The following is a 13985-nucleotide window of genomic DNA, read 5'->3' on the forward strand; positions in this document are numbered from 1 at the left end:
ACATGTCACAGCCCTTCACTCAGCGCCACATCGGCACGGATGCCGACGCGCAGTCCCGCATGCTGTCGATCCTCGGTTACGACTCGGTCGACGCCCTCGTCAACGCGGCCGTGCCCGAATCGATCCAGGTGGACCAGTTCCGCACCATCGGTGATAGCACCCTGCCGCCCGCCGCCACCGAGCGGGAGGCCATCGCGGAGTTGCGGGACCTCGCCGGCCGCAACACCGTGAAGCGGTCCATGATTGGTCTCGGCTACTACGACACCGTCACCCCGGCCGTGATCAAGCGCAATGTGTTCGAGAATCCCAGCTGGTACACGGCCTACACTCCGTACCAACCCGAAATCTCCCAGGGCCGTCTTGAAGCGCTGATCAACTTCCAGACCATGATCGCCGACCTGACCGGACTCTCCACGGCCAACGCGTCCATGCTCGACGAGTCGACCGCCGTGGTGGAGGGCATGCTCCTCACCCGTCGGGCGTCGAAGTCGAAGTCGACCCGTTTCCTCGTCGACGCCGACGCGCTGCCGCAGACGAAGGCCTTGCTGGGCAATCGCGCGGCCGCCGTCGGGATCGACCTCGTGGAGGTCGACCTGGCTGGGTCCGCTGAGGACCTCGGCGAGTACTTCGGTCTCTTCGTGCAGTACCCCGGCGCATCCGGCCGGGTCTGGAACCCGGCCGACGTTATCGCCGCCGCCCAGGCGCAGGGGGCGCTCGTCGTCGTCGCCGCCGACCTGCTCGCCCTGACCCTGATCACCTCGCCCGGCGAGCTCGGCGCCGACGTGGCCGTGGGCACCAGCCAGCGCTTCGGCGTGCCGATGGGCTTCGGCGGTCCGCACGCGGGTTACATGGCCGTGCGCAGTGGCCTCGAGCGTCAGCTTCCCGGCCGCCTGGTCGGCGTCAGCGTTGACGCGGCCGGCCACCCGGCCTACCGCCTGTCGCTGCAAGTGCGTGAGCAGCACATCCGTCGGGACAAGGCCACCTCGAACATCTGCACCGCCCAGGTGCTGCTGGCCGTGATGGCCGGCATGTACGCGGTCTACCACGGGCCCGACGGCCTGCGGAAGATCGCCGCCCAGGTGCACGAGCGCGCCGGGCAACTCGTCGTCGCTCTCCTCGCCGCCGGTGTCGACGTTGTCACCGCGACGTTCTTCGACACGGTCCGTGCCTCCGTTCCGGGCCGCGCCGCCGAGATCGCCCGGGCCGCCTCCGCCAGCGGGGTCAACCTCTACCTGGTCGACGCGGACACCGTCGGCATCGCCGTCGACGAGACGACGACTCTCGCGGATCTCGCCCTGGTCGTCGGCGCGTTCGGCGGGCGGGATGCCTTCGGCCTGGTGGACTTCAGCATGGTCGAGGCCGGCCTTCCGCCCGAACTTCATCGCACCAGCGAGTTCCTCACCCACCCGGTGTTCAACACGCACCGCTCGGAGACGAGCATGATGCGCTATCTCAAGCGCCTCGCCGACTTCGACTACGCGCTCGACCGCGGCATGATCCCGCTCGGCTCCTGCACCATGAAGCTGAACGCGGCCACCGAGATGGAGGCCGTCAGCTGGCCCGAGTTCGGCGGGCTGCACCCGTTCGCGCCGCGTGCCGACATCGAGGGCTACCTGGAACTGATCCGGCAGCTCGAATCCTGGCTGACGGATGTCACCGGCTACGACTCCGTGTCCCTCCAGCCCAACGCCGGCAGCCAGGGTGAACTCGCCGGGCTCCTCGCGATCCGCGGCTACCACCTCTCCACCGGGGATACCCAGCGCACGGTTTGCCTGATCCCGTCCAGCGCGCACGGCACCAACGCGGCATCCGCCGTGCTGGCCGGCATGAAGGTCGTCGTCGTCGCCTGCGACGAGCTCGGCAACGTCGACCTGGAGGACCTGCGCGCCAAGATCGCGAAGCACGCCGAGAACCTCGCCGCGTTGATGATCACCTACCCGTCGACGCACGGCGTCTACGAGCACGAGGTCGGCGCCATCTGCACGGCCGTGCACGACGCCGGCGGCCAGGTCTACGTCGACGGCGCCAACCTGAACGCCCTGCTCGGTTTCGCCCGTTACGGCGACTTCGGCGGCGACGTGTCGCACTTGAACCTGCACAAGACGTTCTGCATCCCGCACGGCGGCGGCGGGCCGGGCGTCGGTCCGGTCGGGGCCAAGGCGCACCTCGCTCCGTTCCTGCCGGGGCATCCCCTCGCTCAGAGCGACGAGCACTACCTCCTCGCCTCCGGCGATGCGGCGGCGGTCGACGGCGGTGTCGATGAAAATGGCGGCAGGGTCGGCGGCACGGTGGGCGGCACGGTCGTGCACTCCGGCGGGCCGGTCTCGGCGGCGCCGTACGGCAGCCCGAGCATTTTACCGATCTCCTGGGCCTATGTGCGCATGATGGGGGCCGAGGGTCTGCACGCGGCCACCGGCGCCGCGGTTCTCGCAGCCAACTATGTGGCCAAGCGCCTCGAGGCTCACTACCCGGTGCTGTATTCCGGTGACAACGGCTTGGTCGCACATGAGTGCATCCTCGATCTACGCCCGCTCACCGAGGCCACCGGGGTCAGCGTCGATGATGTGGCCAAGCGACTCGTCGACTACGGCTTCCACGCGCCGACCATGAGCTTTCCGGTATCCGGTACGCTCATGATCGAGCCCACCGAGAGTGAAGACCTGGGCGAGATCGACCGGTTCGTCGAGGCCATGATCGCGATCAAGGCCGAAGCGGATGCCGTAGCCGCCGGCCGCTGGCCTGCCGAGGACAACCCGCTGCACAATGCCCCGCACACCGCACAGTCGGTGATCGAGGGGGAGTGGACGCACGCCTACGACCGTGAGACCGCGGTCTACCCGGTGCGCAGTCTCATCCGTGGCAAGTACTGGCCGCCGGTGCGCCGCATCGACAACGCCTTCGGTGACCGCAACCTCGTCTGCGCCTGCCCGCCCCCCGAGGCCTTCGAGTAGACCGCCACTCCCTAACGAATTCGACGGAGATTTTGCCTGTCCGGCCAGGTTTTGGCCCGATTCGCGCCATTCTCGGCAAAATCTCCGTCGAATTCGCGGGCCGGCCGGCCGGCAGGTCAGGCAGGTCAGGTCGGCCGGCAGGTCAGCCAGCGGGGGCGAGGAGCCCCGGCCACCAGGTGAGGGCGAGCGGGTACCCGATGAAGGAAACTATGTCGAGGATCCAGTGCGCAATCACGAGCGGCATCGTGCGTCCCCAACGCAGATAGCACCAGCCGAACAGCACCCCCATGGCCGCATTGCCGAAGAACGGCCCGATGCCCTGGTAGAGATGGTAGCTGCCGCGCAGAAGCGCCGAGGACACGATGATGGTCCAGGTGGACCAACCCAGCTCGCGCAGCCGGGTAAACAGGTAGCCGACCACAATCAGCTCCTCGACCAGTGCCGAGCGCAGTGCCGAGAGCACCAGGATCGGGATCGTCCACCAGAACGTGTCGAGCGGCGACGGCACGATCGCCACGGTGAAGCCGAGGGACCGCCCGGCGAGGTAGAGCCCCAGTCCGGGGATACCGATCACGAGCACCAGCCCGAAACCGCGCATTAGGTCGCGCCCCGGCTGCGTGAAGTCGAAGCCCAGCCGCCGGAACGGGCTCTGCCCCGGCAGCCACAGGAGGTAGAGCACCAGGGCCACGGCGAACAGGGCGAAGAAGATGCCGAGGAACTGATAGCTGAAGTCGAGCCATTCCCGCGGCGACTGCGACCCGTTCAGGGTCGCCGACTGCTCCGAGAGCGGCCGGGCGTCGGTCAGCCGGGCGATGATCGAAATGATCGAGTAGAGCGCGGATGCCCCGAGCGACATTCCGAGGACGATCCCCACCTCCCAGCGGAGCCCGGTTCGATTGCCGCGCAGAGTCACGCGCCCGGCTTCATCCGGCAGGCCGGTGTTCCCCCGGGCAGCCGGTGGCGGTACCGCGCCACGAGCCGGTAGCCCACTTCGGCCGCCCACGACCACGGCGGCACGGTGCCGAGCCAGCCCAATACGCGCATGAGCGCATTCGGCTGGTGCCGAAGCAGGGCGGCCACGGCCGCGGCGCCGCCGAACCGGTGGTCGTCGACGATCAGCCAAACCCGGGACTGGGCATCCTTCGTCGTCAGCGCATAGGAGGCCAGGTCGGTCCACTGGTAGGGAGCGGAAGCCGGCATGCCGGGAATCAGACGCTTCATGGTGTTCACGGAGGTCGTGCAGAACGCGCAGTCGCCGTCGAAGATCAACAGCGGAGGGCGTGCGTGGGCGGTCACGATCATCCTCCCATCTTCCCACTGCTCGGAACGTGCAGGTTGCTGAATTCGGTGGGCGGATTGCGCGCAAGAACCTGCTGTGGCGCAACTATCCTGCGCAGTTTGTTTCGCATCTGTAACGTTTCCCCAATAGATTATGCGAAGTCGGCGCCCACTCTTTAAGGTCGGTATATCCGAGATGTCTGCTCGCCCGAGGGTCACGCGGCATTTCCCTGTGCACTGGAGGAAAATTGAAAATCAGGAGACTGGGCATACCTGCCATCGCCTTGGCTGCCGCGGGAGCCCTCGTGCTCTCCGGTTGCGCCAGTGGAGACGCCCCGGCAGAGAGTGACACCGCGGCGATCATCACCACGAACGGATCCGAGCCGCAGAACCCGCTGGTCCCGACGAACACCACCGAGACCGGAGGCGGCAAGATCACCACCTCGATCTTCGCCGGGCTCGTCTCGTACAACGCCAAAGGCGAGATCGAGAACGAGGTCGCCAAGTCGATCGAGTCCGACGACGCCCAGAACTGGACCGTCACGCTCAACGACGGCTGGGAGTTCACCGACGGCGAGGCCGTCACGGCTGACTCCTTCGTGGACGCCTGGAACTTCGGAGCGAAGTTCAGCAACGCTCAGAGCGCCTCTTACTTCTTTGACAACATCGCCGGCTTCAGCTACGACGCTGACGCCGAACTGACCGGTCTGAAGGTTGTCGACGAATCCACCTTCACGGTCGAGCTGGCCTCGCCCGAGGCCGACTGGCCGCTGCGCCTGGGCTACACGGCGTTCATGCCGCTGCCCTCCGCCGCGTATGAGGACATGGAAGCCTTCGGCGAGAACCCGATCGGCAACGGCCCGTACATGCTGGCCAAAGAGGGCGCCTGGGAGCACGAGGTCGGAATCGACCTCGTCACCAACCCCGAGTACGACGGCGTGCGCAAGCCCGCCAATGGTGGCCTGAACATCGTCTTCTACGCCTCGATGGACGCCGCGTACGCGGATGTCCAGGGTGGCAACCTCGACGTGCTCGACGCCGTCCCGGACGCCGCGTTCGAGTCCTACGAGTCGGACTTCCCGGACCGCTTCGTGAACCAGCCGGCCGCCATCTTCCAGGGCTTCAACATGCCGTACTACCTCGAGCACTGGAGTGGTGAGGAGGGCAAGCTGCGACGCGCCGCCATCTCGATGTCGATCGACCGCAAGGAAATCACGGACGTCATCTTCCAGGGCACGCGCACCCCTGCGACCGACTTCACTTCGCCGGTCATCGACGGTTACTCCGATTCCCTCAAGGGTGCCGAAGTCCTCGAATACAACCCGAAAGAAGCCAAGGCCAAGTGGGCCGAAGCCGACGCGATCGCACCTTACACCGGCACGTTCGACCTCGCCTACAACTCCGACGGCGGCCATGCCGCCTGGGTCGACGCGGTGACCAACAGCATCAAGAACACGTTGGGCATCGAAGCCATCGGCAAGCCGTACCCGACGTTCGCTGCGGCGCTCGACGACCGTTCCGCCGACAAGCTGACCGGTGGAACCCGCGCCGGCTGGCAGGGTGACTACCCGTCGCTGTACAACTTCCTCGCTCCGCTGTACCAGACCGGTGCCGGCTCGAACTACGAGGACTACACCAGCGAAGAGTTCGACGCGCTGCTCAAGGAAGGCGCAGCCGCGTCCTCCGTCGAGGACGCCACCGCGAAGTACCAGGAAGCACAGGAAGTCCTCCTCGCCGACCTCCCCACGATCCCGCTCTGGTACTCCAACGTCAGTGGCGTCTGGTCCGAGTCGGTCGAGAACGTCGTCTTCGGCTGGGACTCCGTGCCGATGTACACCGACATCACCAAGAGCGAGTAGCTCTCGTTCAACCAGCTCGTCAGCAGTAAACAGATAACACGTGTGGGGTTCGGGGCATACAGCCCCGGACCCCACACGTGACTAGACTCAACCAGTGATTGTGAATTTCATGTACATACGTTCCGGCTTGGGGACCTGATGATCTGGTATACCGGCAAACGCCTGCTCCAGATGATCCCGGTGTTTTTCGGTGCGACACTCCTGATCTACTTCATGGTGTTCTCTCTTCCCGGAGACCCCATCGCGGCCCTGTACGGCGATCGGCCCCCGGCTCCTGGAGTGATCGAGCAGATCCGCGCCCAGTACAACCTGGACAAGCCATTCATCGTGCAGTACTTCATCTACATCGGCAACTTCTTTCAGGGTGACCTTGGCACCACCTACTCCGGCCGCCCGGTCAGCGACGTGATGGCGAAGGCCTTCCCGATCACCGCCCGTCTGGCCCTGCTCGCGCTGGCCATAGAAGCCATCTTCGGCATCCTCGTCGGTCTCGTCGCTGGGCTCCGCAAGGGCAAGCTCTTCGACACCAGCGCCCTCGTGGTCAGCCTCCTCCTGATCAGCGTCCCCACGTTCGTGATCGGTTTCGTGCTGCAATACGTCTTCGCGGTGAAGCTCGGCTGGGCGCGCACCACGGTGAGCAGCGAAGCTCCCCTGAGTGAACTGCTGCTGCCGGCCCTTGTTCTGGCCTCCGTCTCCTTCGCCTACATTGTGCGGCTCACCCGGGCCAGTGTCTCCGACAACCTCAGTGCGGATTTCGTGCGCACCGCCACAGCAAAGGGGCTCTCCCGCCGCCGGGTGGTGGGCGTGCACGTGTTGCGCAACTCCCTGGTCCCGGTCGTCACCTTCCTCGGCGTCGACCTCGGCTCACTGATGGTCGGTGCCATCGTCACCGAGGGCATCTTCAACATCAACGGCGTCGGCGGCACCGTCTATAAGGCGATCAAGCTCGGCGAAGGACCCACCGTGGTGTCGTTCATCGCGGTGATGGTCGTGATCTTCGTGCTGGCCAACCTGCTCGTCGACCTCCTCTACGCAGCTCTGGACCCGAGGATTCGTTATGCCAAATAAGAACCCGAACGCGCAGACCCACTACGTGGCCGCGCTCGAAGAAACCCCGGTCGAAGTCGTCGACCGCCTCGATGAATCGCAGAAGGCCCGCAGCACCTGGGCGGATGCCTGGGACGCCATGCGCGTGCGGCCCACCTTCTGGATCTCTTCGGCCCTGATCCTCCTGATCGTTATCGTCGCCCTGTTCCCGAGCCTGTTCGCCCAGGTGTCACCCACCGAGTGCGACCTCGGCGACAGCCACGCTGGTCCGGGAGACGGACATCCGCTCGGCTACACCCGTCAGGGCTGCGACATCTACGCGCGAATCATCTTCGGCACGCAGGCCTCGGTCACCGTCGGCCTGCTTGCCACGATCCTGGTGACCTTCACGGGAATCATCGTCGGCGCGCTCGCCGGTTACTACGGCGGCGTGCTCGACTCAATCGTCTCCCGCATCGGCGACATCTTCTTCGCCGTCCCCACCGTGCTGGGCGCGATCGTGCTCATGTCGGTCCTGCCGGAGCGCACTCCCGTCACCATCGCACTCGTGCTGTCGCTTTTCGCCTGGCCGCAGATCGCGAGAATCATGCGCGGCGCGGTACTCTCCGCCCGCAACTCGGACTACGTCACGGCGTCCGTCGCCCTGGGCGTCAGCAAATTCCGGATTCTGCTGCGCCACGTCGTGCCGAACTCGATCGCCCCCGTGATCGTGATCGCCACCGTCTCGCTGGGCACGTTCATCGTCGCCGAGGCCACCCTGTCGTTCCTCGGCATCGGCCTCCCGCCGGGCATCATGTCCTGGGGTAACGACATCGACGCGGCGAAGAGTTCGCTCCGCACCAACCCGCAGGTGCTGCTCTACCCTGCGGCGGCACTGTCCGTGACCGTCCTCGCGTTCCTCATGCTGGGCGACGTCGTGCGCGACGCCCTCGACCCCGAAGCGAGGGCCCGCCGATGAGCCAGACCGTCATCGAATCCATCGGCGAGAGCGCCGTCGTTTCCACCGAGCCTCTGCTCCAGATCCGCGACCTCGAGGTCGGTTTTCAGACCCAGCACGGCCTCGTCCCCGCCGTGCGGGGGGTCAGCCTCACCCTGAATGCCGGTCAGACGCTGGCGATCGTGGGGGAGTCCGGCTCGGGCAAGACCACGACCGCACAGGCCATCATCAAGCTCCTCGCCGGTACCGGCAAGATTACGGCCGGACAGATCCTGTTCGAGGGCCGCGACCTCGCCGGGCTGTCGGACAAACAGATGCAGGATGTGCGCGGTCGCCTGATCGGCTACGTGCCGCAGGACCCGATGAGCAACCTGAACCCCGTCTGGAACATCGGCTTCCAGGTTGAGGAGGCCATCAGGGCAAACAACGTGGCTCAGGGCAAGGCGGCGCGTCAGCGCACCATCCAGGTGCTGCAGGAGGCGGGCCTCAGCGACGCGGAGGACCGCCTCAAGCAGTTCCCGCACCAGTTCTCCGGCGGCATGCGCCAGCGTGTTCTGATCGGCATCGGCCTGTCCGCCCGGCCGAAGCTCCTGATCGCCGACGAGCCCACCTCGGCGCTCGACGTCACGGTGCAGCGTCAGATCCTGGACCACCTCGGCACCCTCACCCGCGACTACGGCACCTCGGTGCTGTTCATCACCCACGACCTCGGCCTCGCGGCCGAGCGGGCCGAGCAGCTCGTCGTGATGTACAAGGGCAAGGTCGTCGAATCCGGGCCGTCGCTGGAGATCCTCGCCAACCCGCAGCATCCCTATACCCAGCGCCTTGTGGCCGCGGCTCCGAGCCTCGCGTCGCGCCGCATCCAGTCGGCCAAGAGCCAGGATGCGGACGACGTGGAGATCTTCTCCGGTGGATCGCTCGACACGACCCTCGTGGCCCGTGCGGCCGAGCGGGAGCAGGCGGCGGCGACGCAGGACCTGATCAAGGTGCAGAACATCTCCAAGATGTACCGCATCCGCACCAAGGGTCTGAGGTACAACGAGCTGCTGGCCGTCAACGACGTCTCCTTCGCCATCAAGAAGGGCACCACCACGGCGCTCGTCGGCGAATCCGGGTCGGGCAAGTCGACGGTGGCCAAGCTCATCCTGCAGTTGGAGAGCATCACCAGCGGGCAGATCGAATTCGACGGCCAGGATGTCGCCGGGCTCAAGGGTGCGGCGCTGCTCAAGTTCCGGCGTCGCGTTCAGCCGGTCTTCCAGGACCCGTACGGTTCCCTGGACCCGCAGTACAACGTGGGCAACACGATCGCGGAGCCCCTGCTGGCCCACAAGATCGGCAACGCCGCGGAGCGGCAGGCCCGCGTGCGCGAGTTGCTTGACCAGGTCTCCCTTCCCTGGGCCACCCGGTACCGGTACCCGAGCGAACTGTCCGGTGGGCAGCGCCAGCGCATCGCCGTGGCGCGCGCCCTGGCGCTCAAGCCGGACGTGCTCGTGCTCGACGAGGCGGTCTCCGCCCTCGACGTGCTCGTGCAGGGACAGATCCTCAACCTGCTCACCGAGCTGCAGACTGAACTGGGCCTGACCTACCTGTTCATCACGCATGACCTCGCGGTCGTGCGGCTCGTCGCCGACAACGTCTGCGTCATGCAGAAGGGCAAGATCGTCGAGACCGCGTCCACGGACGAGGTCTTCGACAGTCCTCGCGAGGCCTACACCCAGGAGCTGCTCGCGGCCATCCCCGGTGGCAACTTCCAGTTTGGCCGCTGACCGGGTTCCGGGTGCTTCGGCACCAGGTCGTCGTGGTGACCCGATCGGGCGAACGCCTCGTGTGCTGGGGTGCACCGTCCGCTGTCCGGTCGTCGGTGGCGACTTCGCCGGAGACCTCTCGGGCGGCCGGGCAGGTGCGGGAGGCCAGCGGGCGGATCACCGGGTCGTCCGCGCACCGGGCCATCCGCGGCTTCTGGGACCGGCACGAGGCTCCGCAGCGCACCGGGGAGCGATTGGTGCGCCGCTGGCATCGACGGTCGTTCCTGGTCGGCGCCGTGCTCGTCCTCGGGCCGGCCGTTCAGCTGGCGTGGTCGTCGCTGGCCTGAATTTTCTGGTTGCGCCTGAGCTTTGCTCCAGGACAGATCGTGTTCTTGCGCATTGTGCCCTCAAAGTTTCAAAACTGTTACATTTTCCGTCTTAAAGTGCCCCAGACTGGCATCTGGGGCAGAGTCGCTTCACGCAGGCATAGGCTCTCCCCTCAAGCACACGAGAGCAGTTCCTTCCCCCGGTATCCCGGCGGGGGGAACGATGGGCGAGTCTTCATGGTTTCGCATCGTTGTACGCAGATCGTCGCCGTTCCCGGCACCCTGGTCTGATCCGAGCTCAACCCGGCCGCGGTCTGGGAAGAGCGCACTCCGATCACGTACAAGGACTACGTGGCCACCTGGACGGCCATGAACGGCACCAACGAGAAGTATTCCCTAGCCTCCACGGCCATCTTCGACCAGATCAGCGCGATCGAATCCACCGGAACCGAATTCGATTTCACGGTCACGTTCGACTCGATCAACGCCGACTGGGCGTCGATCTTCACGAGCGTGCTGCCGGCCAGCGGCGCATCGGCAGCCACGTCGTTCGGCAACTCCGAAACCGACCTGCTCCACATCTCGTCGAACGCCGATGCCGACCAGAGGGTTGAGAAGCGCGCGGATGCCGAGATCCAGGCATCCGGTGGCCTCACCTGGACCCACGTCACCATGAACGGCTCGAAGGGCCCACTCGCGGACGTCGAACTGCGGCGCGCCGTCGGCCACGCCGTCAACCGCGGTCTCATCTCCGAGTCGGTCAACACGCCGGTAGGCGTCGACGCCACCACCCAGGGCAGCTTCATCTTTATGCCGGGTCAAAAGGGATATGAAGACAACGTGGGCGACGCACTCGGCTACGACGTGGCCAACACGGAGCTCGACACCGACAAGCGCATCGTCATCGCCAACGAGATCAACACGGTCCTCGCCGCGTATGTGCCCATCATCCCGATCGCGCCGCTGCCGAACGTGTACGCCGTGAAGTCCGGCCTCGTCAACCACAGGGCCACCCAGTGGCGGACACACCCGCAACACAGCACGGAGGACGGGACGGGGACTTGAGCCCCCAGCCCTGTTTTTCGTGCTCCGAGTCGGGATCCGAGGGACTCTCAGCCCCCGGACGGGGAGAGTGCGGTAGGATTGTCCGTTGGGTCGGACTTTGACCACACACATCCATTCTTCGTCGCATGCGGTACTTTGCGGCATCCATTCTTCGTAAGGATTTACTTCATGGCGATTGCCACGCGCAATAACCTCCGAAATGTCGCGATCGTAGCCCACGTTGACCACGGCAAGACCACGCTGGTCGACGCGATGCTCCAGCAGACCAACTCGTTCGCCGAGCACTCACACACCGAAGAGCGCGCCATGGACTCGAACGAACTCGAGCGCGAAAAAGGCATCACCATCCTCGCCAAGAACACGGCGATCTCCTACAAGGGCATCCACGCCAAGGATGGCCCCATCACCATCAACGTGATCGACACCCCCGGCCACGCCGACTTCGGCGGTGAGGTCGAGCGCGGCCTCTCCATGGTCGACGGTGTTGTGCTCCTCGTCGACGCCAGTGAGGGTCCGCTGCCGCAGACCCGCTTCGTGCTGCGCAAGGCGCTCGAGGCCCACCTGCCCGTCATTCTCCTGGTGAACAAAACTGACCGTCCCGATGCTCGCATCGACGAGGTCGTCGAGGAAAGCCAGGACCTGCTCCTCGGCCTCGCCAGCGACATGGCCGACGATGTGCCCGACCTCGACCTCGACCTGGTTCTGAACGTGCCCGTCGTCTACGCGTCCGGCCGTAACGGGTCCGCCAGCCTCAACCGTCCCGAGAACGGCCAGCTGCCCGACAACGAAGACCTCGAGCCGCTCTTCGCAGCGATCCTCGAGCACATTCCGGCGCCGGTCTACGACGACCAGCACCCGCTGCAGGCCTGGGTAACCAACCTCGACTCCTCGCCGTTCCTCGGCCGTCTCGCACTGTTGCGCATCTTCCAGGGCACCATCAAGAAGGGTCAGACGGTCGCCTGGATCAAGCACGACGGCACCATCGCAAATGTGCGTGTCACCGAGCTCATGATCACCAAGGCGCTCGACCGCTACCCAACCGAGAGCGCCGGCCCCGGCGACATCGTCGCTGTCGCCGGATTCGCCGACATCACCATCGGTGAGACCCTGGCCGACCCAGAGGACCCGCGCCCGCTGCCGACCATCACGGTCGACGACCCGGCCATCTCGATGACGATCGGCACCAACACCTCGCCGCTCATCGGCAAGGTCAAGGGCCACAAGCTCACCGCCCGCATGGTCAAGGACCGTCTCGACAAGGAGCTCGTCGGCAACGTCTCGCTCCGCGTTATCGACATCGGACGCCCGGATGCCTGGGAAGTCCAGGGCCGAGGCGAACTCGCCCTCGCCATCCTGGTGGAGCAGATGCGACGCGAAGGCTTCGAGCTCACCGTCGGCAAGCCGCAGGTCGTCGTCAAGCGCGTCGAAGGCAAAATTCACGAGCCGTACGAGCACCTCACTATCGACTCGCCGGAAGAGTACCTCGGCGCGATCACCCAGCTGCTCGCCGCCCGCAAGGGACGCATGGAGAACATGGCGAACCACGGCACCGGCTGGGTCCGGATGGAATTCATCGTTCCGTCGCGTGGCCTGATCGGATTCCGCACCGAGTTCCTCACGGACACCCGCGGCACCGGTATCGCCAACGCCATCTTCCACGGCTACGAGGCCTGGGCCGGCACGATCACCACTCGTACCAACGGCTCGATCGTCGCCGACCGGTCCGGCGTGGTCACGCCGTTCGCGATCATCGCTCTGCAGGAGCGCATGTCGTTCTTTGTCAACCCGACCGAAGAGGTCTATGAGGGCATGGTCATCGGCGAGAACTCGCGCGCCGACGACATGGACGTGAACATCACCAAGGAGAAGAAACTGACCAATATGCGTCAGTCCACCTCCGACACGTTCGAGTCGATGACCCCGTCCAAGCAGCTCACGCTCGAGCAGTGCCTCGAGTTCGCCCGTGAAGACGAATGCGTCGAGGTCACCCCGGCCGTCGTGCGCATCCGCAAGGTCGAGTTGGCCGCCTCGGCACGTCAGCGCAACGTCTCGCGTCTGAAAAAGCAGGACGCGAACTAACCGTCGCCACCGTGCGGCTGAGCGGCCGCGACGAGCGAAACCGTAGGGGTGCGGTTATGGTTTTCCATAGTGCTGCCCCTGCGGTTTCGCGCTTTTAAGCACGTGAACGATCGAACCGAAGGATGGGATCCCTGATGCAGTTGAACCGAGTACGTGTGCTGGCCGTCACCTTGGCCGTCGCGGGCGTGGCCCTGCTGTCCGGATGCTCCGGTGAGGCCGTCGGCTCCGCGGTCGACGGCGCGGTGAACGGGGCAACCGGAGGCGATGTCAGCCTGGGCGGGCAGCTGCCCGAGGGCTGGCCGGAAGAGATCCCCGTGATCGACGGGGATCTCGGTTTCGGGGCAGCGAACACCGCGGACGCCGGCCGGGGCTGGGTCGTCACCGTCACCACCAGCGCCGCGGACCCGCTGGCCGACGCTACGGCGATGCTCGAGGCTGCCGGTTTCAGCGCCGACAACGCCGCCACCGCGAACGTCGGCAATGCCGGCGTCGCGGCCCTGACGAACGAGACCTGGTCGGTGGTCGTCGCCGGCACTCCCGAGGGTGTGCTCTACACGGTGTCCCCGGCCGCCTAGCTGAGAACCAATTCGACGGAGATTCTGGCTCTCCTGTCGTAACCGTGGGTTAATCCCGGCCGGGGAGCACTGGTTTGTGGCCGCCGAGGCTGAGCATGGCGAGGGCGATGAGGGCGTCGGGTG

General features: G+C 65.9%; 11 protein-coding genes. 9 read left to right on the top strand and 2 right to left on the bottom strand.

The annotated features are described in order from the left end of the window. Nucleotides 1-2: 2 nt before the first annotated feature. Nucleotides 3-2951: an aminomethyl-transferring glycine dehydrogenase gene (gcvP, locus tag CXY79_RS09455; RefSeq protein ID WP_104100876.1), complete on the top strand. Its 2949-nt coding sequence runs from the start codon at nt 3-5 to the stop codon at nt 2949-2951. A gap of 142 nt (nt 2952-3093) precedes the next feature. Here the strand turns inward: gcvP and CXY79_RS09460 are convergent, their stop codons facing one another. Together CXY79_RS09460 and CXY79_RS09465 are read right to left on the bottom strand one after the other, a co-directional pair. Beyond that, nucleotides 3094-3807: a CPBP family intramembrane glutamic endopeptidase gene (locus CXY79_RS09460; protein ID WP_104100898.1), complete on the bottom strand. Its 714-nt coding sequence runs from the start codon at nt 3805-3807 to the stop codon at nt 3094-3096. Between the two features lie 53 nt (nt 3808-3860). Next, entirely contained in the window at nt 3861-4247 is a 387-nt protein-coding gene (locus CXY79_RS09465) for a thiol-disulfide oxidoreductase DCC family protein (protein ID WP_233191391.1), read from the bottom strand. Between the two features lie 230 nt (nt 4248-4477). On the opposite strand from CXY79_RS09465, the gene CXY79_RS09470 reads away from it, so the two are divergent. The 8 genes from CXY79_RS09470 (at nt 4478) to CXY79_RS09505 (ending at nt 13862) form a co-directional block, all read left to right on the top strand. Further along, entirely contained in the window at nt 4478-6088 is a 1611-nt protein-coding gene (locus CXY79_RS09470; protein ID WP_104100878.1) for an ABC transporter substrate-binding protein, read from the top strand. Nucleotides 6089-6226: 138 nt separating this feature from the next. After that, nucleotides 6227-7156: an ABC transporter permease gene (locus CXY79_RS09475; RefSeq protein ID WP_104100879.1), complete on the top strand. Its 930-nt coding sequence runs from the start codon at nt 6227-6229 to the stop codon at nt 7154-7156. Next, nucleotides 7146-8093, top strand: coding sequence for an ABC transporter permease (locus CXY79_RS09480; protein ID WP_104100880.1), 948 nt, complete (start codon nt 7146-7148; stop codon nt 8091-8093). Before CXY79_RS09475 ends, CXY79_RS09480 begins: the two co-directional genes overlap by 11 nt. Further along, complete coding sequence (locus tag CXY79_RS09485) at nt 8090-9838, top strand: ABC transporter ATP-binding protein (protein WP_104100881.1); 1749 nt, start codon at nt 8090-8092, stop codon at nt 9836-9838. The genes CXY79_RS09480 and CXY79_RS09485 overlap by 4 nt, the downstream gene beginning before the upstream one ends. 95 nt (nt 9839-9933) lie before the next feature. Beyond that, nucleotides 9934-10164 carry a hypothetical protein gene (locus tag CXY79_RS09490; protein WP_146068118.1) on the top strand — a complete coding sequence of 77 codons (231 nt, stop codon included), beginning with the start codon at nt 9934-9936 and terminating at the stop codon, nt 10162-10164. Between the two features lie 330 nt (nt 10165-10494). After that, on the top strand, nt 10495-11208 hold the full coding sequence (locus CXY79_RS09495) for a hypothetical protein (protein WP_104100883.1): 714 nt from the start codon (nt 10495-10497) through the stop codon (nt 11206-11208). A 168-nt stretch (nt 11209-11376) separates the two neighbouring features. Continuing rightward, nucleotides 11377-13287, top strand: coding sequence for a translational GTPase TypA (typA, locus tag CXY79_RS09500; protein WP_104100884.1), 1911 nt, complete (start codon nt 11377-11379; stop codon nt 13285-13287). A gap of 134 nt (nt 13288-13421) precedes the next feature. Further along, on the top strand, nt 13422-13862 hold the full coding sequence (locus CXY79_RS09505; RefSeq protein ID WP_134342335.1) for a hypothetical protein: 441 nt from the start codon (nt 13422-13424) through the stop codon (nt 13860-13862). Nucleotides 13863-13985 lie beyond the last annotated feature (123 nt).

Origin of the sequence: Cryobacterium sp. M96 (assembly GCF_002929845.1) — a bacterium.
GTDB lineage: Bacteria > Actinomycetota > Actinomycetes > Actinomycetales > Microbacteriaceae > Cryobacterium > Cryobacterium sandaracinum.